15 protein-coding genes are annotated in these 22,960 nt (G+C 72.8%); 6 read left to right on the top strand and 9 right to left on the bottom strand.

Annotated elements, in window-relative coordinates; genetic code table 11:
- Positions 1–11: 11 nt before the first annotated feature.
- From WMF11_RS24140 to WMF11_RS24125, 4 genes are all read right to left on the bottom strand, one after another.
- Positions 12–2,465: an NAD(P)-binding domain-containing protein gene (locus tag WMF11_RS24140; protein ID WP_437979061.1), complete on the bottom strand. Its 2,454-nt coding sequence runs from the start codon at positions 2,463–2,465 to the stop codon at positions 12–14.
- Entirely contained in the window at positions 2,449–4,182 is a 1,734-nt protein-coding gene (locus WMF11_RS24135; protein WP_437979060.1) for a DVUA0089 family protein, read from the bottom strand. Before WMF11_RS24135 ends, WMF11_RS24140 begins: the two co-directional genes overlap by 17 nt.
- Positions 4,164–7,241: a VWA domain-containing protein gene (locus WMF11_RS24130; RefSeq protein ID WP_437979059.1), complete on the bottom strand. Its 3,078-nt coding sequence runs from the start codon at positions 7,239–7,241 to the stop codon at positions 4,164–4,166. Before WMF11_RS24130 ends, WMF11_RS24135 begins: the two co-directional genes overlap by 19 nt.
- A 293-nt stretch (positions 7,242–7,534) precedes the next feature.
- The gene (locus WMF11_RS24125) at positions 7,535–9,892 is read right to left on the bottom strand and encodes a cyclic nucleotide-binding domain-containing protein (RefSeq protein WP_437979058.1); all 2,358 of its coding nucleotides are present in this window, start codon (positions 9,890–9,892) and stop codon (positions 7,535–7,537) included.
- A gap of 497 nt (positions 9,893–10,389) precedes the next feature.
- Between WMF11_RS24125 and WMF11_RS24120 the strand changes: the two genes are divergently transcribed.
- Entirely contained in the window at positions 10,390–11,190 is an 801-nt protein-coding gene (locus WMF11_RS24120) for a hypothetical protein (RefSeq protein WP_437555042.1), read from the top strand.
- 204 nt (positions 11,191–11,394) lie between these two features.
- On the opposite strand, the gene WMF11_RS24115 is transcribed toward WMF11_RS24120, so the two are convergent.
- On the bottom strand, positions 11,395–14,610 hold the full coding sequence (locus WMF11_RS24115) for a serine/threonine protein kinase (RefSeq protein WP_437979057.1): 3,216 nt from the start codon (positions 14,608–14,610) through the stop codon (positions 11,395–11,397).
- The gene (locus WMF11_RS24110; RefSeq protein WP_437979056.1) at positions 14,607–15,905 is read right to left on the bottom strand and encodes a serine/threonine protein kinase; all 1,299 of its coding nucleotides are present in this window, start codon (positions 15,903–15,905) and stop codon (positions 14,607–14,609) included. Before WMF11_RS24110 ends, WMF11_RS24115 begins: the two co-directional genes overlap by 4 nt.
- A gap of 228 nt (positions 15,906–16,133) precedes the next feature.
- Here WMF11_RS24110 and WMF11_RS24105 point away from each other — a divergent pair, with 228 nt between their 5' ends.
- From WMF11_RS24105 to WMF11_RS24085, 5 genes are all read left to right on the top strand, one after another.
- Complete coding sequence (locus WMF11_RS24105; RefSeq protein WP_437979055.1) at positions 16,134–16,727, top strand: hypothetical protein; 594 nt, start codon at positions 16,134–16,136, stop codon at positions 16,725–16,727.
- A 71-nt stretch (positions 16,728–16,798) separates the two neighbouring features.
- Positions 16,799–17,032: a hypothetical protein gene (locus WMF11_RS24100; protein WP_012236968.1), complete on the top strand. Its 234-nt coding sequence runs from the start codon at positions 16,799–16,801 to the stop codon at positions 17,030–17,032.
- Between the two features lie 277 nt (positions 17,033–17,309).
- On the top strand, positions 17,310–17,504 hold the full coding sequence (locus tag WMF11_RS24095; protein ID WP_437555037.1) for a hypothetical protein: 195 nt from the start codon (positions 17,310–17,312) through the stop codon (positions 17,502–17,504).
- A 275-nt stretch (positions 17,505–17,779) separates the two neighbouring features.
- Positions 17,780–18,475 (top strand): DUF2914 domain-containing protein, encoded by a 696-nt coding sequence (locus tag WMF11_RS24090; RefSeq protein WP_437979054.1) that lies wholly within the window; start codon positions 17,780–17,782, stop codon positions 18,473–18,475.
- Positions 18,476–18,493: 18 nt separating this feature from the next.
- Positions 18,494–19,282, top strand: coding sequence for a hypothetical protein (locus tag WMF11_RS24085; protein WP_437979337.1), 789 nt, complete (start codon positions 18,494–18,496; stop codon positions 19,280–19,282).
- Positions 19,283–19,337: 55 nt separating this feature from the next.
- Here WMF11_RS24085 and WMF11_RS24080 read toward each other — a convergent pair whose 3' ends face one another.
- The 3 genes from WMF11_RS24080 to WMF11_RS24070 are packed head-to-tail and all read right to left on the bottom strand — an operon-like array spanning position 19,338 to position 22,836.
- On the bottom strand, positions 19,338–20,381 hold the full coding sequence (locus WMF11_RS24080) for a hypothetical protein (protein ID WP_437979053.1): 1,044 nt from the start codon (positions 20,379–20,381) through the stop codon (positions 19,338–19,340).
- A complete protein-coding gene (locus WMF11_RS24075) occupies positions 20,381–21,412 on the bottom strand; it encodes a hypothetical protein (RefSeq protein WP_437979052.1) in 1,032 nt (343 codons plus the stop codon). Before WMF11_RS24075 ends, WMF11_RS24080 begins: the two co-directional genes overlap by 1 nt.
- Positions 21,409–22,836, bottom strand: a complete 1,428-nt coding sequence (locus tag WMF11_RS24070) for a serine/threonine-protein kinase (protein WP_437979051.1) — start codon at positions 22,834–22,836, stop codon at positions 21,409–21,411. Before WMF11_RS24070 ends, WMF11_RS24075 begins: the two co-directional genes overlap by 4 nt.
- Between the last annotated feature and the right edge of the window lie 124 nt (positions 22,837–22,960).

The raw sequence follows: 22,960 nt of genomic DNA, 5'->3' as shown, positions 1-22,960 counted from the left end.
TTACGATGGACTCACGGCGCGGGGACCGCGGGCGTGGTCCCTTGTACGTCGCCGAGCTCGGAACGATCTGACGGCTCCGCGGTCGGCCGGACACCGGCGGCGCGGAGGGCGCTCCACGGGGGGATGCTCCCGATCAGGACGAGCACGGCGTCGCAGGGGTGCGGCCGGGCCCCCGAAGGCGACGCGAGGGTCGCCACGAGCGCGCCGCGCGGATCTGCGGCGAGGGCGGAGACGTCGGTCTCGAACAGGAGCGAGAGGCGAGACGCCGCCGCAAGCCTGCGTAACTCCTCGATATTTCTGGTTTTCCCGCGGCGGAACCCGGCGCCCCGGTAGACGACGGTGACGTCGGTGGCCGGCTGGCGCGACAGCGCGATCGCGGCTTCCATGGCGACATCGCCGAGGCCGACGATCAGCACGCGGCTTCCGGCGAGGCTCCGGGCGTCGGCGAGGTGGTAGTACACCCGACCTTCCACCTCGGCGGGTAGCTCGAACGGAAGCCGGCGCGGCGAGCCGCGCTGGCCGATGGCGAGCAGCACGCGCCGCGCATGGCGCTCGGTGCGCTGTCCGCCCTCGCGCGGCTCGGTGACGACGACGAAGCCGGCCGTCGCGTCGACCGCGTCGACAGCGGGCGCGCCTCTGCCGGCCGCCGCGCCGACGGCGGGCGCGCCGGCAGAGGCCGCGCGGGCGACCGACACCATGCGGGTGTCCTGCAGGATCGGCAGCCGCTCCTTGCGCACGATGCGGAGCCAGTGGGAGAGCAGCTCCTCCTTTGTCGACTCCTTCAGCCACAGCTTCCCGGTCATCGGCAGGTCGAGCGGCTGATCGAAGACCAGCTTGCCGCGCGGGAAGCTCTGGATGCTCTGCGCCACGCTGCCCTGCTCGATCACCTCGAACGAGAGGCCGAGCTCCTTCGCGCGCAGCGCGGCGCTGATCCCGGCGGGCCCCGCGCCCACGATGATCAGATCGAGCTCCTGACCGCCCGCGCCGCGCGGGCCGGCCTGCCGCAGGTCCTCCGCGATGCGCGTCGCGGCGTGCGCGCCCTGGTGGATGGCGTTCTTGATGAGCGGGAGCCCGGTGACGTCGCCGGCGAGGTGCAGGCCCGGCACGTCGAGGCTGCCGAGGTCGTCGCCGAGGCGCGGGCGATCGGCGATCGGCGCGCCGCCCTCGATGGTGAGCGACCCGTTGGGGCAGCGCTGCTCGCACAGGGTGAGGCCGCAGCACGCCTCGGGGCGGGCCACGACCGCGACGTACTTCTCGATGGCGAGTACGTCGTACGGGCACGCATCGACGCACGCGTAGCAGCCGAGGCAGGTGGTCGTGTCGATCCGGGGCAGGCGCACGCGCGCCGCGGGGCGGAGCATCGCGTCCTCGCCCCCGGCGTCGCTCGCCGCTCGCCGCGCGCGGCGCGCGCGCAGCGCCTGGCCGCCGCGGGCGCCCGCGAACGCGAGGGCGGCGGCGGCGAGGCCTGCGCCCATCCAGAGCAGGGCGGGCGCGCCGGGCGTGGCGCCGGCCTTCACGACGGGCAAGGCCGCCGCGGCGTCGCGCGCCGCGTCCCAGGCGAGGGCGCGGTCCTCGGTGTGCTGCCCGCTGCAGACGCCGGCGGGGCGTGTGTCGCCGCCTGCGCGACCCGCGTTGCGGCCGGCGGCGCGTGGGTCGCCGCCTGCGCGGCCGGTCGCGGCGTCCTCGGGGAGGGCAGGGCGGTGCTCGTCGAAGCAGGTGATCGGACGGGCGTCGCCGAGCGGCGCCTGCGCCGCGACGAGGCAGCGCGCGATGGGATCTCGCGGCGCCGCGAGGTCGTGGCACGGCGCGCAGCTCCCGGCCGTGACGATCGCCACGGTGGCCGGCTGGCCCGGGCGGAAGGCCGACCTCGGGAGCTCGACCTCGGCGCCCGGCGCGAAGCGCACAGGTGGCCTCGCTGGATCGAACACGACGCCCTGATCGCCGCGGTGGATGGGGTGGCAGGTGGCGCAGCTCAGCGCGCCGCTCGCGAGCAGCTGCCCGTGGCTCCTGCGGGTGGAGCCGTGGGCGCCGTGGCACCCGACGCAGGCCTGATCGATGCGCGCGCCTGCCGCGGCTCCGCGCGAGGGCGCGGCTTCCCGGGCCGCGGCGGCCTCCCGCGGCGCGCCGGGCGCCTGCTCGGCGTGGCACGACGCGCACGCGAGCTGCGCGCGCGCGTGGGGCAGCGAGAGCGGCCCCGGCGCCGCGTGCCCCCCCGGCGGCGGGAAGAGCAGCGCCGCCGCGCCCGTCGCGACGGCGCCCGCGAGCGTGGCCGGCAGCACGCCCCGGAAGCGCGTGACGTCGGAGGTCGCCTCGGCGCGGCGCGCGGCGCGCCCCCGCACGACTTCCCGCGGCTGGGCGGCGCGCTGGCGCGGATCGGAGAGATCGGCGCGGTAGAGCGTCCGCGTGGGATCGGGCAGGCCCGCCGCGTCGTCGGCGCCGCCGTCCGGGCTAGAGGAGCGTGACATTCAATCGATAGAAGAAGGTCGCGTCGGGGACGAGCGACGCGGCGCGGACCCTCACATAGTACGTGCCCGCGGCGAGGTCGGTCAGCGAGGCGTAGGAGCAATTGCCGACCCCTGAATCGTCGTCGGATGCGAGCACGGTGGTCCCGTCCTCCCCGAGGATCTCGATGTAGCTGTCGATCTGCCCCTGCTGGCAAGCGTTGGTGCCGTTGTCGATGACGTTCGCGTGCAGCGTCGAGCGCGGCCCTGGCACGGTCACGGCGATCACGTCGACGTCGCCTGCAGGCGCGATCTCCGCGAGCCACGGGTCCGCATACGCATTGGCCTGCGCTGGGGCGCCGTTGGGCTCCGCCTCGTCCAGCTCGAAGCGGCAGGTGGCGCTGCATCCATCGAGGGGATCCGTGTTTCCGTCGTCGCACTGCTCGCCGGCGCTCATCGTGCCGTCCCCGCAGACCTCGGGGACGAGCGTCACGTCGAGGCGGTACGGGAACGTCTCCGCCACGGAGCCGAGCACGGACGTGACGCGAACGTAGTAGTCGCCCGCGGCGAGCCCCGGCGCGACGGCGCGGGCGCAAAGGCCGTTGTCCCCGCGGTCGCGTCGCACGATCAAGTTGCCGCTTCCATCGAGGATCTCGATGACGCTGTCGAGCCGGCCGGTCAGGCAGTCGGAGCTCGTGACAGCCGCGGTCTCCGCGGTGAGGACCGTCGGCCCGCTCGGCACGGTGACGCGCACGACATCGACGTCCGGGACATCATCGACCGGGGCGCCGATCGCGGCGAAGAACGGATTCTCATAGGTGTTGGCGGAGGCGATGTCCTCGTTGGGCTCCACCTCGGTCGGCTCGAGCTCGCAGCTATCGCTGCAGCCGTCGCCCGGCTGATCGAGGGCGTTGTCGCACTGCTCCGTCGGATCCTGGATGTTGTCCCCGCAGACGGTCTGTCGGCTTCGCACGCCGAGGTCGAACGCCCCTGCCTGGCTCGCGTCGGCTCCCGTGATGATCACGTAAAACGCATCGCCCTCTCGGACGGGCACGGTCAGCCGGTTCTCGATCCCCGCGCCGACGCTGGGCCTGCCGCAGTCGCCCACGATCGTCGAGGGGTCGGCGCAGGCGCTGCGCAGCTCGGCGACGAGCTGCGCGTCCGTGCGTGGGGTCACCACCACGTCGAGGAACCCGGTGATCGTCGCCGTGAACGTGTAGGCGACGCCCGGGCTCCCCGGCCAGCATTCGCCCTCGACAGCCGCGTGGCCGAAGGTATCGCCGGTCGCGGTCCCGGGATCCGGGAGCGCCACGGGCGCGGCGCACATGTCCGCGCAGGCCGCCTCACACTCCGGATCGCCGCAGTCGATGCTGTCGTCTCCGTCGTTGTCCCGCCCGTCCTGGCACGCCTCGACGCCCGAGCAGCTCGACGCGTCGAGGGTGCACTCGGGGCTGCACCGGACCTCGCCGCTATCGAACCCGACGCTCTGGCAGGTCGCGCCCCTGAGATCGGGTCCGTCGCACGCCTCGTCCTGCTCGGCGACGTCGTTCCCGCAGTCGCCCGGGGGGCCGCCCCCGCTGCCCGCGCCCCCGTCGCCGCCTCCGGCCGCGCCGGCGCCGCTCGAGGCCGACGGGGCCCTGGGCCGCGACGCGTCGTCATCTCCGCTGCACGCCGCGACCACCCCCGCAGCGCAGAGGAGCGCGGTCACCATGGTGCTTCGGCTCACTCGGTATCTGGACATGAATACGTGATCTCCCAGTCCTGCACCTGAACGCCGCCCCCTCCGCTGCTCGTCGGATTGAGCCTCATCCGGACCTCCAGGTACTCTGTTCGAGCGTCCGGCAGCTCTTGCAGCACGTCGAAGAGATCGATCGCGCACGGCGGCATCGAGCCCTCATCGCAGATCCGGGTGTCGGTCGGCGTGGCGTGGGCGGTCGCGGCGAGCCTGACCGTCGCCGAGGCGAGGTCGGCGGGATCATCCGCCGCTCTCACGAAGAACTCGACGCTCGAGTCGCCAGGGGTCGTCGTCCTGTACCTGAGGTATCCCCACTGGGTCTTGGTCCCCGGCGGGCAGACGCCGTGGTACTGCTCCCACGCCGTGTTCATCGCCGTGACGCTCGTCGTCGTGCAGGGCACGACGGCCCGGACCTTCCCGCCCGGGTTCTCGCGGACGGTGGAGCAGGTCGTCGGACAGAGCTTCACGTTCGTGTTCCCGGAATCGAAGTACCAGCCCCCCGCGCCACAGCTGCCGACCCCTGCCCGGGGCGTGAGCGTCGTCTCCACGCCGGCCGCGTTCTCGTAGACGACGGACACCGACGCTGGATCCGAGACACCCGCGATGGGGACGGTGACGTCACAGGGCAGCGCCTCTCCGCGGATCGAGACCAGCGCATTGAGGAGGGTGCCTTCCAGGCTGGAGCCAGCGCTGAGGTTGAACGCCTGTCCTCCGCCCTGGTCCGCGATGAGGTTGATGATCTCCGCGTTCGAGTTGCCGAAGCCCACCGCGTGCACGCGGACGCCGTGGTTTACGAAGGCGTTTCGCGCCAGGTTTCCGATCGCGTTGGGGACGGTGTTGCAGCTCGACGGGATGCCGTCGGTGACGAACACGACCGCGACCTCCTCCTCGGGATGGGCGTCCTTGTAGTTGTTCGCCCAGGTGGTGGCGCCGTCCAGCGCCGGGTGCATCGGCGTTTCGCCGCTGGGCGTCGGGAAGTTGATGAAGGCCTGCATGAGCTTGATCTCCTGCTGGTCCCCCATCGCCGCGGACTCCTCGGTCAACCTGTCGGCCGCGGCGCCGTTGAACGGGACGAGCGGCAGCGCGCAGCCGCCGCCGCCGGCAGGCGGACAGGAAGGGGTCTCGTTGCACGGGCCCGGGTTGTCGAGCGGCCAGAACCGGAACGCGACACCGAGCCCCGCCGACGCCGGATCCTGGAAGAAGGACTTGAGCGCGTTCGTCGCCGGAATCCATCGATCCCCGCTCACGTCCATCCCCGACAGCGTCTGCCGCATCGAGGTGGATCGATCGAGCGCCACGAACAGGGTGACCGGCCTGACCAGCGACACGCTCGCCGTGGCGATGCAGGCGGGCGACTCGCACATGGCCGATTGATAGATGCTCCCGTTGTTGCCGCACCGGCACTCGGGGATGTGCATGGCGCCAGGGGGATTGACGATGAGCTCCACGCCGTCGGTGACACCGGTGCAGCCGGCCACGCTGATGCACTCACCCGGGGCGATCGGCTGCGCCGTCGTGCAGGCGAGGGTGCCGCCGGTCGGGTTGCACGCGTTCAGGACCCGGCTCGGGGCGGAGGACGGCAGCTGGTTTGCGGTGGAAGCATACCGGTGGATGGCGATTCCCGCCGGGGCCGGGGTGGTGCCGCGGTTGCAGACCGGGATCGTCCCGCCGCAGGGCACGCCGATCGTGAGGTCCGGCTGCGTGCACGTGGAGTCCGTCTCGTTCGGCTGGTACGACTTGCAGAGGCCCTTTTGCGGGCAGGTCTGGCCGCAGACGCTCTCCACGAGGTCGACGCAGCTCTGTGTCCAGGCGCCTCCCGGCGCGCAGCAGCTCGGCGACACATCGCAGATCTGCGTCACGCACGAGTTGCACCCTGAAAGGAGTCGTTCGCCGGTGTAACACTTGTCGTGCGCGCAGCCGGGATCGGTGTCGCACGTGGAGCCGCACAGCGACTCGGCCAGGGTGACGCAGCTCGCGTCCCATTTCGGCACGGGCGCGGTGCACGTCTTGGGGGCGCACTCCGCGGCGACATAACCCACGCATGTCGCGCTCCACGTCCCGGTGCAGCGGCCGCCCGACAGCACGGTTCCCGGGGGACATACGCCGCTGGGCGCGGTGCAGCGGCCTGGGAAGGCGCAGGTGCTGCCCGTGCCGATGAGCGCAGTGCACTGCGCCGTCGTGGTGCACGTGATATCGCAGCAGCGCGGATGGTTCGCGCAGATGGTCGCGATGCACGCGTCGCCGCAGGTCGTGGTCATGTTGCTCGCGGCGCCGGGAGCGTCCACGCAGGCATCGTGACCGCAGTCGGCCGGTATGGTCGTGAAGGTGCAGCAGTTCGGGTTCGCGTTGCAGACCTTCGTGGCGCAGCCGCTGCAGTTCGACAGCAGCGACACGCCTGTCGCGCACGGGTCGTGATCGCACGCGCCCCTCGCGGGGTCGTCGCAGTACTGGTCGAACTGGCAGTCCTCGCTGGTCGTGCACGGCTGGTGCGTGCCCTCCCGCGCGACGGCCTCGGGCAGCTCGTTGATGTCGCCGACCGACCACGTGTACGTCGGGCCGGTCCCTGCGAGGCTGATGGGCCCCCCGTCCGGCGTCTCCTCGAACGACTGGCACGTCGGGTCGCACGGGTTGGTCGCGCACAGGCCGCCGTCGGAGGCATCGGAGTTGGCCAGCGGGCGCGGATACCCGCCCTCACCGCTCCCCGGCGGCGCCGAGCCGAACGGCGACCTCCGCATCGTCATCGTCCCGTCGCAGCTGCCGTAACGCCCGTCCTCGCAGCGCCGGATGCCGTCGAGGCAGGTCAGCACACCTTCGTGCTCGCCGACGGTGACGTGACACTCCACCTCTTCGCCGTCGACGCACGGGTCGCCCGTTCCCGGCCCGGCGTCGGGCCAGTCCGTCCCCGGCTTCGGCGGCTCACCGGCGTTGTTGCCTCCACGGCACGATCCGGCGATGAGGGCCGACGCGGTGAGCAGCGTCACGAGCAGCAGCGCTCTCGGCGCCCACGCGCTGGGGGAGCCTGATCGGGAGAGCGCTCCCATCCACTTGGTCGAAGGACCAGCCATCGGCTTCTCTACCTTCCACTAGGGTGCTGTCGGGAAAATTGTACCTGGGCGCAGAAGGCAAAGTCCAGGCCTCTCGCCTGCGCGCCGCCTGCAGCGCGTCTTCGCCGACGCGGCGCTCGCGTGCGCGCGTCGATGCGCGCGTCGCGACGCCGGCGGAGGCGCGCGCGGCGCACAAAGAAATGCCGTGCCTCGCAACCATTTCATAGCGAGTCCAGGGCGTCCCGGTGCGCTGTCCCGCGCCGCGCCAGCGGCCGTGTGGGGCGGCGTGCGCGCGCTCCCGGCCCGGCGCGCGCTCATCGAGGCACGCTCGCCGCCGTCATCGCGTGGAGCACGAGCAGCGCCGCAGCGACGCCGAAGGTGATGATGTGCGCCGGCAGCCCTCCGCGGAGCGCGGCGAGGAGCGCGCGCTGGGCCGGGAGCGCGCGCAGCTCCACGGCGAGGCGGATGAGCTCCGAAAGGCCGGCGAGCCGCTCGGCCCCGCGCCCTTCGAGGACCGCGTCGATGCGGGCGCGCAGCGCGCGCTCCTCCTCGCGCAGGCCGCGCCCCGAGGCGAGCAGCGCGAGCGGGCCGAGGGGGCTTTGCAGGTAGGGCACGAGGATCTTCTCGACGATCTTCTTGACCAGGTCGCTGCGCCCGCTCACCTCGCGGTAGAAGCGGTCGAGCAGCTCGCGCCGGGCGGCGCTGAAATCCTCGGGCAGCGCGGCGGTGCGCTCGATCCGGGCGAGGCGCCGCGGCGCGAGCCGGTACGCGATGGCGGTGAAGGCGCCGGCCGCCGCGGTGGCCCAGAACACGAGGTGAAGCGCCGCGCCCAGCGTCGGGCGGCCGGACCGCGGCCACGGCGCGTGCGCGAGCGCGAGGCCGGCCGTGACGAGGCCGATCGCGAGGTGCCCGGTCAGGTGCGGGCGCAGCCGGCTCTTCACGGGCGCGGCATCGCCGCCCTCCACGGCCGTGTCGCCGCGCCGCCTGGGCCGCATCCACGCCCATCGCCCGGCGCGCTTGGGGACCGCGTAGAGCAGGAGCAGCGCCATGCCGACCGCGGCGGCGACGCCCGCCGAGAAGGCGGCGCCCTCGCCCGGGCGCGCGCCGCCGCGCGCGTGCGCCGACAGCCCCGCCGCGCCGAGCCCGGCCGCCGCGAGCGCGCTGCCTGCGACGACCGCAGCGCCGCTCCGTGGCGCGGCGGCGCGCTCCTGCTCGCGCCGCGCCCCGCCGAGCAGGTCGCGCACGTCGGCGATCTCCTCCGCCGGGTTGACGCGGAAGATCGAGCCCGTGGGGCAGGCCTTCACGCACGCGGGGCCGTCGTGATCGCGGCAGAGATCGCACTTCACGGCGATGTCCGCGAAGCCCGCGCCTCCCGGGCGCGGCGCGGCCGCGGGGCGCGGCGCCATCGCGATGTTCTCCCACGGGCACGCCTTCGCGCAGGCGCCGCAGCCGGTGCAGAGCGCGTCCCGGATGAACACCTCTCCCCCGGTGTCCTTGCCGATGGCGCCGGTGGGGCACTCGATCATGCAGGCGGGGCTCTCGCAGTGCTGGCAGGAGTTCGGCAAGAGCAGGCTGCGCGGCGCCTCCTTCTGCGCGCCCTGCTCCGCGTCGTCCACCCGCGCGCGCACCTTGTCTCCGCGCCGCACGAGCCGTGAGACCCCGTGCACGTCGGCGCACGACCACGCGCAGTGTCCGCAGCGCGCGCACGTCTCGAGATCGATGACCAGGAGCGACCGCGCGACCTGAAGGCGATAGAGGTCCCTGAAGATGTGCGCTGTGTGATTGCGCGCATGGCCGGCGATGACCGCCTCCTGCCTTTCGTGGTGCTCGCCGGTGATGCGCCGGAGTCGGGGGATCAGATCAGGGTGCTTCCGCGCGAGCGCGGCGAAGGTCTTCGACGGTACGGCCAGGAGCGCCGTGGCGCCGCTGGCCACGGCGCTCGCCGCCCGGCAGCGGCCCTCGTCGAGCTCGACGTCTCCAAAGAAATCACCCCGGGTGAGGTACGCGCGCACATGAATCCGATCTCCGTCCTCGGTCTGAATTTGCACCATCCCTTCAGCGATGAGCCAGAGCTCGGCGGCCGGATCGCCTGTGCGATAGATGGCCTGACCGCGCTCGAAGCGCCTATGACTCACTGCGTCAAGAAGAATTTCGACGTCGTCTGAATCCAGGTCACGCGTGAAGGCGAGGGTGCTGAGGAGGTCGCGTGTCGCGCTCCTCCGCAGCGCGCGCTCGAGCTTCTCGGCGATCTCGGCCTTGCCGGAGCGACCGGCGGCGCGCCGGAACAGGTGGACCGGGATCTCGGCGAGCACGCTGGGGGCGAGCGCGACTGCGGTGGTCCTGCGCGACATCCCCACGACCGCCTCCTCGCCGATGACGTCGCCCGCGGCGGCTGTGCGCACCTCGGTATCGCGATCGTCTCCGCGGCGCGTCGCGCGGAGGGCGATGCGGCCGGACGCGACCACGAAGAAGGCGTCGCCGGCGTCGCCCGCGCGATAGGCGACCTCGTCCGGCGACAGGGAGCGGAGCCGCCCCGCCCCGGCGATCTCACGCCGGGCGCGCTCGTCGAGCCCTCGCAGCAAGGGGGCGTCGAACACCGCCGGCGGCCATGCCTTGGGGCGGTCAGACCCTGCGTCGCGCGCGCCGCCGTGGGTGTGGTCCGATGAGGGCATCAGCAGGTCTCCTGGTCGAAGGACGCAGGCCGCCGCTCCTCCCGACCCGCCCTCGCCGCGCGAACACGGCCCGAGCCGCCCCCCGGAGCGAGGTCGACAGGAGCGGGGCAAGCTGGGGAAGGCGCGGCGCAAGACGCGCAAGGCGCACAGTCGGCGCGAAGAACGTGGACGTGGACGCGGACGTGGACGCTGAGCAGACGAGGCCGGCGTGTCATGGCGTCGGATACCGTCGCTCCACACCGTCGCGCATCCGCTGTCTTAAGGGACGACATGGTCTTACTTCACGTTCACGAACGTGCAGAAAAAGGACGAGCGCCCCGAAAATACCTTGACACCCAAGCCGATTACAGTGAATATCCATCCTGCTAGACTCGGCATCTTCGGCGCCAGGGTTCGTTTGAGGGTTCGGCATGAAATGACTAGCATCTGTTCTTGAGTGCACATGCAATGTCATTCCAAATCAACGAGGTAGAAGTATGAGTAGGCGCACGACGAGTTTGGCTGTTGCTTCCCTGGCTGCCGCGTCTTTCATCACGCTCGCTTCGGCTTCCGCGAGCGCGAAGGGCCCCGAGGATTGGGCGCTCGAGTTCATCGACAACTCCGTCAGCAACGAGTGGGGCACTGAACCCGAGTGCTTCATGAACTGGGACGACGCTGACCAGTCGAAGGCGTGGACCGGGATGACCAAGGCCGCGTGCTTCTTCACGCTGGCGCTGCAGAAGTCGATGGGGTACGCGCAGCAGGACATCTATGCGATGTGGGGCAAGAACAGCCCGACGTCCGATTATTATTTCGATATCGTCAACGCGAGCCCGAAGGTCGGCGCGACCCCTCCCGGGTTCGAGACGTACTTCCGCCGTGTCGAACGGGCGGTCGACATCCAGAAGGGTGATGTCTTCACCATCGGCGCCACGGCCACCTTCGCCGGCCACACGATGATCATCACCGGCGCGCCGGAGAGGATCCTCCCGCAGATCAACCCCCGCTACTCGGGGACGGAGCAGTTCGCGGTGCCGATCGCGGACTCGACAAGCTCGTCGCACGGGTGCGCCGAGGGCAAGTACAAGGACAGCCGGTGGAGCGGGCAGTGCACCGGCGGCTACATGACGCCGGGCGCCGGGACGGGCTACGTGCGTGTGTACACCGACTCGCTCACGGGCATCCTGCTCGGCTTCACGTGGAGCGTCACGTCGTCGCAGACGAGCTACTACTCGCCCTCCACGCGCCCCTACCGGATCGGCAGGCTGTTCAAGCTGCCCGATCCGCTCCCGACCGAGCCGCCCCCGCCCCCTCCCTGATCGACGGCGACGCTCTTCATGACCACGGCGCGCTGAGCTCGTCAGCGCCTGACCAGCGAAGCCCTTACCCCGCAGGCCGGGGTAGGGGCTCGCCCCTTTTTGTCGGCCGGCGCGTCGAGGGGCCTGCCTCGTCCGTCGCGTGGTTGGCGTCCGTTGCGTCAGTTGCGTCTGTTGCTTCGGTTGCTCCATCGCGGCGACCTCGGTTCAGGGGATCTCGACATCGACCCGCGCGAGCTCGACGATCTCGAGGCGCTCGAGCATCGCGTCGGTGACCAGCGGGCCGGTCGGCCGCAGGCCGCGCCGCGCCTGCTCCCGCTCGTACGCGGCGAAGGCACGGATCAGGAACGGGGGAAACGCCCGGAAGAGCAGCCTCGCCTCGGCCCGGAGCGGGCCGCGCCGCTGGCCGGTGCGAAGATCGTAGACGTACCGGATCGGCACGCCGGGCGGCACGGAGCGCGTATCGATGATCGCGTCCGGCCCTTTGACGACGCCCCGGCTCGCGTCCAGCGCGCCGACCGGAAAGTAGATCTCGAGAAAGGCGTTCTGCCCCGACAGGTTCGAGCCGCAAGCGCCGGTGTCCAGGTCGTAATCGCCGTCCGTGAACCGATCGGCGTGGTGCAGCCCCTGGCCGGGCCCGGCCTGGCAGGTGCCGTCTGCGGCCACGACGCCGATGCATCGGACACAGCGCAGAAAGCCGTTCTGAAAGTTGATGAGCCCCCGCCCCCGGAACGAGGTGCCGCCGAGCCGTGGGGGTGGGGTCCAGAGGGGGACATCAGGCCCGTCGCGCACGTCCGCGCCGAACAGCCCGCCTTGAGCGCCCGCGGGCGCGAAGGGGCTGTTCGCGTCTGGATCGGTGGTCACCCGGGTGAACACCTTGTCTCTCAGATCCTCGTCGGCGCGGTCGATCCGGCCGACCTCGTAGATCACCCGCCCCTCTCCATCCCTCACCACGAGGTGAACCCAGAACTCGCGCTCCTGGCTGAAGCCGGCTGGCACCTTGTGCCCGGCGCCGGTGTTCTCGATCTCGACCGGGATCTCGACGCGATCCCCTGCCGCGCCTGCGCGGCGCGCGGCGCCGAGCTCGAAGCGGAACGTGTGGCGGAGCAAGAGATCGCGGCGGCGGCGCGCGCCCGCCGGAATGCCGTGCACGTCGAGCGACGGCTCATCGATGAGCGCGTCGGGGAACTCGTCCGACAGCGGCACATCCACGCCGGAGAAGTAATGGGTCGCGACGTCCGCCGGAGCGGTGGAGTGATCCGCGATCCGGCCCCGCGGGCGCGCGCCGGGCCTCCGCGGGGCGAAGCGCGTGCCGGGCGGGCACTCGGGATCTCCCGGCGACGCCTGCGCGGCGCCCGCCGCCGGGGCCGCCTCGCAGACGCCCGGATAGGTGCTCATGTGGCAGTCCTGGCAGGTCGCCGCCGGGCGGCCCGCGCGCTCCTCGGACCTCGCCCAGTCCGACCACTCGGTGTAGGCGTTGCGCAGCCGCTTGAAGTGCTCGCCCCGCGCCGCGGCGAGGCTGTCGCTGCCGAAGAGGCGCACGTCGTGGCAAGCCCCGCAGAACTCGCTGGAGCGCAGGTACGCCCTCGCGCTCGCCGACGGGCGACCGTGCACCACGGGCTCGACAGCGCCCGCCGCTCCCGCCGGCTGGAGCCCGGCGCGCGCGGCCGCGTCCTGACCCGAGGGGAGCAGCAGCTCCTCGGGGCGGAGGTCGTAGCCGCTGTTCGCGATCCCGAACAGGCCGCGGTCGTCCTCGGGACGCGCAGCGAAGACGGCGCCCGTCACGAAGGATGTCCATGTCGGGTTGCCCTGGTACCCGGCGCGCCCGCGCGGGCTGACCGGGCCGTGCACCTGATGGCAAAAGCTGCAGGAGATCCCCTCCAGGCCGCGCCGGGTGAGCAGGTCGCGCACGGGGAGGCGCGCGCGGGGATCGCCGCCGGCGCGGCCGTCCCACGCGGGCATCGCGGCGTCGAGGTTCTCCGCCGGGCTGTGGCAGTTCACGCACCAGTGCTCGCCGCCCGAGCCGGTGACGGTGACGCCGCTCCGCCCGTCGCGGCAGGCGCGCGCGGGATCGGCCTTGCGCAGGATGCCCGCCCCGTTCGGGCAGTCGGCGGTGCGCCCGACCTGCTCCTCGATGAGGCTCTCCAGCGCGTTGAAGAGGGGGCTCTTCACCGAGTGCGCCATCACCGAGCGGCGCCACTCCGCGGCCTGGCGGCCGTGGCACGCCGCGCAGTCCTCCGCGGCCGTCCGCGTTTGCGCGAGCGGCGCGACAGGCGCGACGGCGACCGCGCGCGGCGCCGCTGGATCGGGCTCACCCCGCGAGAGCGCGAGCGCGGCCGACGCGATCAGCGCGCCGGCGCCGAGCGGCGCGATCCGCCACAGCCGCGCCGCGGCGCCGGCTGGGCCGCGCGGCGGGCGGTGGTCGCCCGCGTCGCCCGCGCGCGCGCGCTCGCGCGGCGCGGGGCCGGTCCTCGCCAAGGTGGCCGCGCCAGCGCGACGGGAGGTCCGGGCGGCGGGCACCGGAGGCGCCGGCGGGCGCTCGTCGAGGTACCGGCTCAGCGCATCGGCGATCTGCTCGGCGCGCTGCGGCCGCTCCGACGGATCCGGATGGAGCAGCCGCAGCACGTAGCCCTGCAGGCCCGCGGGGAGCGAGGTCGCGACGCCCTCGATGAACGGCGGCGGCTCCGCGCGGGCGGCCTCGCCGAGCGCGTGCCGCAGACCGGCGCCCGCGAACGGGTGCTCTCCCGCGAGCAGGCGGTAGAGCACGAGCCCGAGCGCGTACCGGTTCGCGGCGCTGTCCCAGATCGCGCCGTCGGCCTGCGCGGGCGGCGTCCAGAGCGGCGGGATCTCCGAGGACACCCGCGCGCCCTCGCCGCGGGGCGCCGTGGCGGCGCCGCGGCTCGCCGACGCGCCGACGAGGGCGGCGACGAGCGCGCTCGCGGGCAGCGTCACGCGGCCCGCGTCGTCCACGAGGACCGCGTCGGGCGAGAGCGGACCGGGGAACAGGCTGGCGCGCTCGCACGCGGCGAGCGCGCGGGCGACCTGGATGGCGAGCCCGAGCGCCTCCTGGAAGGGGACGGGCCCGCGCCGCCCGCGCATCCAGTCCGAGAGGGGCGCGCCCGCGAGCCGCCGCGCGAGCCAGACGCGCGCGCCGTCCGGGCTCGCCGCGGCGGCGCGCTCGCCCTCGGCCGGCGAGGCGACGCCGCCGTCGATGAAGCCGCCGACGCCGGCGCTCCCGAGCGACAGGAGGCGCGCCGCGACGGCCTGGTGCTCGGGCCCTGCCGGAGCGTCCTGGTCCGCTGCGCCGAGCCGCCACAGCTCTTCTCCGGAGCCCGCGCCGCAGCGCCATCGCGCGGCGCAGCCCACGGCCGGGAGGGGCGCGCCCTCCGTGTAGCCTGCCTGCTCCGGCGACGCTCGCCTCACCGCGCCCTCTCCGGGGCGGCCGGCGCCGCGGTGCTGGCGGGCGGCTCCGGCGCGCCGCTCGTCGAGCGCAGCGCGCAGGTCCCGAGGCCCGCCAGCGCCGACAGCGTCGCGATGATCGCGATCGCGAGCCGGATCGGGACGTCGCGCGGCCGGTCGATCTGCTCGACGAGCGCGATCGTGTCGGCGCGAGGCGCGTCCGCTCCGCCGGTGACACGCGCGGCGCCCGGCGAGCTCGTGCGGTCGTGGCCGTCGCTGCGGTGCGGCACGCTCGCGCTGTCGCGATCGCCGGTGCGCTGCGGCGAGCTCGCGCTGTCGCCGGCGCGCTGCGGCGAGCTCGCCCGGTCGCGGTCGCCAGTGCGGTGCGGTGAGCTTGCGCGCTCGCGGTCACCGGCGCGGAGCGGCGTGCTCTCGCGGTCGTGATCGATGGCGCGCTGCGGCGCGCTCGCGCGGACGCGGTCACCGGCGCGGAGCGGCGCGCTCACCGCGGTCTGGAACGGCTCCAGCCGATCCACGATGTCCTGAGCGAGGTACGGCCGATCCTCGGGCGCCTTCTCGAGCAGCTGGAAGAGCAGCTGCTCGACGCCGCGGGGCAACCCGCTCCGCACGTCGTCGCTGAGCGGCGGCGGCTCTGCCGTGCATTGCAGGTTGAGCAGCTCCCGGGGAGACGCCGACTGGAACGGCGGGCTGCCGGACAGCGCCTCGTACAGGATGAGCCCCAGGCAGTAGAGATCCGAGCGGTGATCGATGGATCGCGCGTCGATCTGCTCCGGGCTCATGTACTGCAGGGTGCCGACGCTCTGCGTGTTGGTCTGGTTCATCGCCTCCACGACCTTGGCGATGCCGAAGTCCATCACCTTCACGCCGCCATCCCGCTGCACCATGATGTTCTCGGGCTTGAGATCGCGGTGGATCACGGGCGGCTGCTGCCCGTGGGCCGCCGCGAGGGCGCTCGCCACGCTGGCCGCGATCCGCACCGCTTCCTGCCAGGGAAGGCGGCCCGCGGCGCCAAGGACGGAGCGCAGCGTCTGGCCGTCCAGGTACTCGAGCACCATCACGAGCTCGCCGGAGGCCTCGACGCTGGCGAGGCTCCGGACGATGTTCGGGTGCTCGAGGTGCGCGAGGATCTGCATCTCGTTCAGGAAGAGCCGGCGTCCCTGCTCGCTCCGGGCGAGCTCGGGGCGGAGCACCTTCAGCGCGACGCGCCGGCGCGACAGGCGCTCCTCGCCCTCGTAGACCTTGCCCATCCCGCCCTCGCCGACGAGGCGTCGAACGAGGTACTCGCCGATCTGATCCATGCGCGCCGTCTCCTCTCCCTCTCCCTCGCCGGGGCGTCTCTTCTACGTGCGAGCAGGGCCGATGGCTTACACCCGAGCCCGCGCCCGGATCGCGGCCGGGCCCCTCCAGCGAGCGCGACGTCCCCCGCTCGGGCGGCTCGTCGCTCGAGGAGAGGATCGCGGTTCCCTGCCGCGCGGGGTATCGAAATCCTGCGCCTCGATGGAGGGCGCGGTGGTAGAACCGCCCCCATGCTCCCACGCCGGGTGTCGTTCGCTCGAGCGGCGGTGACGGCGCTCGCGGTCTCGGCCTGCTCGAGGACCCCGGCGGAACCGGAGCCGCCGCCGGCCGTCTCCAGCGCGCCATCCGCCGCGTGGCTCGCGTGGGACGTTCCGGGGAGCTGGGCTGCGCTCGACGTGCCGCGCGCCGGACCGCGCAAGGCCCTCTACAAGGTGCCGAGGGCGGCGAACGACAAGGAGGACGCCGAGGTGCAGGTCCTCTCGTTCGGTCTGGGGAGCAAGGGAGACGTCGACGCGCGCTTCGACGAGTGGTTCGCGCAGTTCGATGGCGACGTCGGGGCGAAGGCCAGGCGCGCGTCGTTCGATGTGCGCGGCATGCCGGTCGACCTGGTCGAGGTGGCCGGCACCTACAAGATCGCGCTCGCGCCGCAGTCCGGCGCCCGCAAGCGATCGCCCGTGGAGATGGTGAAGGACGACTACCGGCTCGTCGGCGCGGCGGTGAGGACGCCGGATCGCGGAAACTGGTTCTTCAGGATCGTCGGGCCTGACGAGACCGTGCAGTCGGCGCGGTCAGCGTTCCGGAGCATGATCGAGTCCGCGCGGTGAGCGAGCGAGAGCCGAGCGGCCGCGAGCGCGGCGCTCGCAGCGCGCGCCGAGCACATGATACGTTGCGCGCCATGGACGACCGAAAGCGAGAGGCGCGCACGCCGGCCGAGATCTTCCGTGTCGAGGCGGAGGCCGAGGCGGAGCAGAGCCGGCTCTGCGAGGAGAGCAAGCACCAGCTCGCCAACCGCTGCCCGGAGTGCGGCAGCCTCGGTAGCATGGAGCTCGTCGACGGGCTCATGCGCTGTATCGATTGCGACGAGGTGGTGGCCGCAACCCGCCAGCTGCCCGGCTTCGGCCGCCGCTGAATCCCTGTCGCGCCGCCGCGCGACCTCCCGCGGAAATCCCGATGAAATCCCAGTAGATCCCCGTTGAAACGAAACCCGACGCTTGAGCTCCTGCCGGAAAGAACCCACCGGGCGTGGCGCTTTCCAGGTGATTTTCAGTAGGATTCGTGACTATTCTGCGAACATTGGCGTTCTCGCGCCCGGTTCAGTTTTCGCCCCAGACGCGGTGCACGGAAGTCCACGCAGGTCAGCCGGCCGGGGCGTGAACAGCAGGACTGAAGTCTTGAAGGAGTTGGAGATGAAGCGGATCTCAGCGGAGAGCTCGGACCATCCGTCGCGGGAGACAAGCCAGGGATCCAGGGCGAAGACGGCACGAGGCGCGAGCGGGGGCCTGCTCATCCTGATGATCGAAGACAGCGCGATCACCAGCTTCGCTACGACGCCAGAGGGCGAGTCGACCAGCGGTCCGCGCCGGTCCCGCCCGAAGCACTGACCCGGAGCGCCGCGGGGCGCCTTGCGGACGTGCGCTCCTGCCGGAGCGCCGGCACATCGCGACGCGGTGCTGTCACACCTCAGGGATCCCTGATGAGATCTCGGGACCTCGGGATGGCTGCGCCCCGGACCCCACGTCCAGCGCGCGGGGACGAGCCCTCGTGAGCCGGGCGCGAGCCGCTGGGTCGCTGGCCGTCGGGTTGCCGTTTTTTCGCCCCCTCCGCTGAATCGTGGCACCTCGTCGGTGTGGACACCCGGGGAACGACACGGAAAACCATGGTCCTGGCGCTCGCCGCCGCCGTTCTCGGCGGGGCGGGGCTCGGTTGCAGCGATCCGAGCGAGGCGATCGCGCGGATCTCCCGGGAGGAGCTCCCCGCGCTGAGCCGCGCGGCGGAGGGGAGGCCAGGCGGCGGGTCCGAGGGGCAGGCGAGCGCGGCGGCGGCGCCGGTCCGGGCCGCCGCGAGCGGCGCTGCCGCGGACGAGGGCCGCAGCGACGCAGACCGCCTCGACACGGCGGACGCGTCACCCGCCCGCGGCCCGGCGCGGGAGCGTCGCCGCAGGTCGGGGTCGGCTCAGGAGGCGCGCACCGCCGCGGGCGCGGCGCAGGGGGGCGTGGGAGAGGGCGCCGCTCGGGCGCCCGAGCTCCAGGTGACGCGGCTCGTCGTCTCGAAGGGCATCGCCGGCCGCGAGCCGATCGAGCCGGCGACCTCGTTCGCGAGCGCGGAGATCGACCGCCTCTACGCCTTCGTCGAGCTCTCGAACAAGGACCGGGCCACCTCGGAGATCAGCGTCGCCTTCACGCCGCCCGATGGCGGCCCGCCGCTGCGCATCCCCCTCGCGGTCGGCGCGCAGCGGCGCTTCCGTACGTGGGCCGCCACGCGGAAGGCGCGCGCGGCGGGGCTCTGGTCGGTGACGGTCAGCGACGCCGCGGGCAAGGAGCTCGCGCGCGCCTCGTTCACGATCACGAAGTAGGAGGCGCCCGTGGCTCGCATGTTGTGCTCGCGCTCCTCCGCTCTCCAGGGCGCTCGCCGCGCCGCCGTCATCGCCCTCGCGCTCGCTGCGGGCGGCTGCGTCTCCCGGGCCGCGCCGGCGCCCGAGCCTGTCGGGACGCCGCGCCCGCCTGCGACCGCCCCCGCCCTCGGCGCGCGGGCAGGGTGGTTCGGCTTCTGGGTCCCCGACGGTCCCGCGGCCCGGGTGCTCTCGCTGCGAGTCCAGGAGAGCGACGAGGTCGAGCCCCCCGACGACGAGCCGCCCGCGCGCGCTCCTTCGCCCGGCGCGACGCCGGCGGAGGCCGACGAGGAGCGCCGCTACGTGGTCCTGCCCGGCGTCGAGCTCGCGCCCCCCGTGGAGCAGAAGGTCGCGGAGATCGCGTCCGCCTACTTCCGGCGGACCGGAAAGGAGCTCGTGGTCACGAGCGGCACGCGGGATCCCGCGCGACAGGCCGAGGCGATGCACGAGCTCTTCCAGCACGGCGCCGATGTCCTCGGCCTCTACAAGGACAAGACGGCGGCGCGCGAGATCAAGAGCGCCTACGAGGAGGGGCGCTCGGCCGAGCATCCGCCGGAGGCCATGATCGCCGCCCTCGAGCGGGTGATCCGCGCCCAGATCGATCGCGGCGTGTTCATCTCGGCGCACCTCCGGGAGGGCGCCGTCGACATCCGGAACCGGGACATGACACCCGCGGAGAAGCGCGCCTTCCTCGAGGGCGTCGACGAGGTCGGGGGCGTGTTCGCGCTCGAGGAGTCGCGCCCGCCCCACTATCACCTGCAGATCGATTGAGCCCAGGAGGGCCCAGCGGTCCGCGCAAGGCGGCCGCCGGGCCGGCGGCTGCGCGTCACTCGTCGTTGAAGCGGACGATCTGTCCCGAAACGGAGTTCGTCCAGTAGACGCCCGTCTCGTCCGCGGCGATGCCCGTCGGGCCACCTTGATTCGCCGCGATCACCTCCGGAGCGCCGGCAGCGCCGTCCTTGCGGAGCCGGTAGACGCTCTCTGCCTCCTTGACGGTGACGTAAAGGTAGTCCCCATACGTCGCGATCCCGGTAGGAGGGCTCGGTAGTCCATCCTTGAGGAGGGGCACCTCGACGTCTCCGGCCGCGCCGTTCCGCGCATACCGCATGACGTTGTTTCCGGTGAGCCAGTAGAGGTTGGCTTCATCCAACACGAGCAGTCCCGGATCCGTGAGGTTCGAGAGGAGCTCCTCCTCAGGCGCATCGCTGCTCATGTCGATGACGGAGAGCGTGTTCTCCGCCGGATCAGTCCAGTAGACGAGGGGGCCGTCGGTCGCGACGCCGCGCGGCTCGCCGCCCGCCGCCGTCAGGTCCTTTCGCGTGCCGCCTCGCTTGGGCACCCACGTGATGCGGTAGGCGTTCGGCCGAGCGCTGTAGACGTTGTCGGCGCTCAGCGCGATCGCCTCTGCCGCGCCGCAGCTACCCCACAGCAATTCCCCGCCAGCCGCGGGAACCGGCGCCGCTTTCGGTAGCTTCCACAGCTTGTCCCGTTCATCCCCGTCGGCGCTGACGCATTCGCCTTCGAAGGCGACGTCGGTGCTCGACCAGTAGATGTGCGTCGCGTCCACCGCGATGGCCTCGGGCGCCTCGCTGGAAGGCTCGAGCAGATCGACGACCTCCCAGTCATCCTTGATCTGACGCCGGAGCGCGCCGCCCGTGGAGCTCCCCTGCGCCCCGTCACTCCGCCCGTTGGTCCAGTAGATCGCCTCCTCGTCGAGCGCGATGGCGCGAGGTTCTGCCTGGTTCTGGGCGAGCACGAGCAGCCGGATCACCTGGCGATCCTCGAGCCCCGCGATCTCCGCGCAACCGTTGAGGCCCAGTGCGAGCGCGGCGAGCGCCAGCGTCACGGCAGAGCCCTTCGAGCTTTGCATCACCAATGGCCTCCGAGCACCACGCGCCCCCCGTCCGATGCGACGCTGGGCGCGACCCACACGCGATCTACCGTGGCAGCCCGCTCCGGCGAACGAGGGGACATCAGCACCATCGCGACGCCGGCCCCGAGGCACACCAGCCCGGCGCCGAGCGCGATGTTCGAGACCATCGCGGTCGTCCGGGCGCTCTCGTTCGCCTCGACGTCCGCGCGGCTGCAGCGGAAGCTGCCGCTGCACCCCTCCTCGACATCCCCCGCTTTCTGTATCGTCAGCACCCCGAACACCGCCCCCACGCCGAGCCCGGCGATCCCGACGCCGCCGGCGACGAAGCCGAGCGCGCGCATCGGGTTGCCGGTCGCCTCGGGCTTCGCGGCCTCCGGACGGGCAGGCGGCGGGGCAGGGGGAGCCGCCTTCGCCTCCTGAACGACGACGTCCGCGAGCGGCGGGATGGTCACCCGCGTCGTGCTGGGCCCGGGGTCGAGCGTCACCCGCTGCGACCAGGGCTGCTTGCCCGGCGCCTTGGCCTCGATCGCCGCCGTGCCCGGATCCACGGGGATGCCCGAGCCCGTGGCCGCGGCGGCGCTCAGCTCCTTGCCGTTCAGCGTGATCGTCATCGCAGGAGCCGCCTGCGTCGCCTGCGCCGCGTCCAGGACGAGACGCGTCAGCCTGGCCTCCAGCTCGGACGCGCGCTTGGCCGCGAACTGGGCGCGATCCTGCTGCCCGGCGCTCGCCGCGAGCGAGGACGCCTCCGTGAACTCGGCCCATGCGCTGGCCGTCTTGCCCTCCTTCTCGTGGCAGACCGCCAGGTTCAGCAGCGTCCCGACCGTGGGGTCCACGCGCTGGCTCTCTGCGAGCTTCGGGCAGGCCTCCTGGAGCTTGCCCTCGTCCATGAGCTTCTTGCCGTCCTGGAACAGCCCCTCGGCGAGCGCCTTGTCCGCCGCGGTCGGCTGCGCCAGGAGCGGTGAGGTCAGGCTGGTCCCACAGAGCAGCGCGAGCCATGCGCCCGCGTGTCGCGCTCGTAACGATCTCAATGGCGGCTCCTCAGCATCTCGTCTTCGCTGGTCGACCTCGGCGGTCTCGGCGGGTGGCCCGGCTTGATCGGGGCTCCGGAGGCGGCCGCCTTCGGGCGCGCGTCGGCCGCGGCGCTGCCCGTGGGAGCCGCGCTCGGCGCAGGGACCGGCGGCGCCGCCGGGCTCGACGCCTCGGTCGTGGCGCTGGCGGTCGCGGCCGGAGCGCCCGGCGCTGCAGCGGGGGACTCGGGCCCGGGCGCGTCGACCGCGGCGCGCTCGGGCTGGTGGGACACGGCGGCGCCCGGCGCCTGCGACGCCACGCGCACGCTCGCGACCAGCCACACGCCCGCCCCGGCCGCGCTGGCCACCAACGCGGCCACGCCGGCGGCGACGAGCAGCCTGCGCCGCGAGCGGCGCCGGTTGCTCGTGTGCGACCATGACGCGCCGGACAGCCTGTCGCTGTCCTCGGCCGCCCGCGAGTTGAGCAATGTCTGTCCGGCCGGCGACGCCGCGCCGATCGCGCTCTGGATGCGCGAGGTCGAGAGCTTCGCGAAGCTCGACCCGAGCGGCTCGAGGGCCTGCGCGAGCTTGCCGACGTTGGCGTACCGCTCGCTCACGTCGCGCTCCAGGCAGCGCGAGACGATCCGCTCCAGCGTGGCCGGCGCGTCGCTGCGCTTGTCGCGGAGCCGCGGCACCGGCTGGTGCAGGATGTTCGCCATCACCGCGGCGACCGTCTCGCCCTGGAAGGGCGGCTCGCCCGTCACCAGCGTGTAGAGCAGCACACCGAACGACCAGACGTCGGCGCGCCCGTCGACGGTCCTCGGCGCCATCATCTGCTCGGGCGACATGTACCCGGGCGAGCCCATCACCTGCTTCGTCGACGTGAGCCCCGGCTCCGCGGGCGAGTCGAGGCCTTGCCCCTTCGAGATGCCGAAATCGAGGACCTTGATGTGCCGTGTGCCGTCCGCGTGCTCGGCGAGGAACAGATTCGAAGGCTTGATGTCCCGGTGGACGACGCCGGCCGCGTGGGCCTCGGCCACGGCCTCGAGCGCCTGCAGTACGTAGTCGACAGCGTCCTGGATGGACAGCGGACCGTGGGTATCGATGACCTGCTGGAGATCGAGCCCGGTCAAGAACTCCATCACCATGAAGGGCACGCCGGACTCGGTGGTGCCGACGTCGAACACGCGCGCGACGTGCTCGCCCGACAGGCGCGCCGCCGTCCGCGCCTCCCGCAGGAAGCGGGTGACGGCCTCCTGGTTCGCGAGGGCGTCCTGGCGCAGGATCTTGATGGCGACCTTCTGGTCGAGATCCTCGTTGCGCGCCGCCAGCACGACGCCCATTCCGCCGATGGCCACGACCCGCTCGACGCGGTACTTGGCTGCGATGAGCTCTCCCGGCTGGGCCAGCGGTGCGAGGAGCTGCGCGGTGCGGTCGGGGGTCACGGCTGGCGTTCAAGCCTACATGAACGGACTCGGTTTTCCGAGCGCCGCGCGAGGCCCAGCGCCCTTTGTCGCGCGCCCGCTGGTTTTGGAGCGCCGCGCGCCGCCCGCTCGGGCCATGGGCGCG

Origin of the sequence: Sorangium sp. So ce295 (assembly GCF_051527405.1) — a bacterium.
Taxonomy (GTDB): Bacteria; Myxococcota_A; Polyangia; order Polyangiales; family Polyangiaceae; genus Sorangium; species Sorangium cellulosum_B.
Note: the sequence above shows the minus strand (reverse complement) of the source record. Positions and strands in the feature narration are given on the sequence as shown.

Bases quoted from the DNA above. Each gene is read 5' to 3' on its own strand.
- WMF11_RS24095 (WP_437555037.1), top strand. From the start codon at position 17,310: ATGAAGCGGATCTCAGCGGAGAGCTCGGACCATCCGTCGCGGGAGACA.
- WMF11_RS24110 (WP_437979056.1), bottom strand. From the start codon at position 15,905: ATGGATCAGATCGGCGAGTACCTCGTTCGACGCCTCGTCGGCGAGGGC.
- WMF11_RS24140 (WP_437979061.1), bottom strand. From the start codon at position 2,465: ATGTCACGCTCCTCTAGCCCGGACGGCGGCGCCGACGACGCGGCGGGC.
- WMF11_RS24090 (WP_437979054.1), top strand. From the start codon at position 17,780: ATGGTCCTGGCGCTCGCCGCCGCCGTTCTCGGCGGGGCGGGGCTCGGT.
- WMF11_RS24130 (WP_437979059.1), bottom strand. From the start codon at position 7,241: ATGGCTGGTCCTTCGACCAAGTGGATGGGAGCGCTCTCCCGATCAGGC.
- WMF11_RS24100 (WP_012236968.1), top strand. From the start codon at position 16,799: ATGGACGACCGAAAGCGAGAGGCGCGCACGCCGGCCGAGATCTTCCGT.
- WMF11_RS24125 (WP_437979058.1), bottom strand. From the start codon at position 9,892: ATGCCCTCATCGGACCACACCCACGGCGGCGCGCGCGACGCAGGGTCT.
- WMF11_RS24085 (WP_437979337.1), top strand. From the start codon at position 18,494: ATGTTGTGCTCGCGCTCCTCCGCTCTCCAGGGCGCTCGCCGCGCCGCC.
- WMF11_RS24135 (WP_437979060.1), bottom strand. From the start codon at position 4,182: ATGTCCAGATACCGAGTGAGCCGAAGCACCATGGTGACCGCGCTCCTC.
- WMF11_RS24105 (WP_437979055.1), top strand. From the start codon at position 16,134: ATGCTCCCACGCCGGGTGTCGTTCGCTCGAGCGGCGGTGACGGCGCTC.
- WMF11_RS24080 (WP_437979053.1), bottom strand. From the start codon at position 20,381: ATGCAAAGCTCGAAGGGCTCTGCCGTGACGCTGGCGCTCGCCGCGCTC.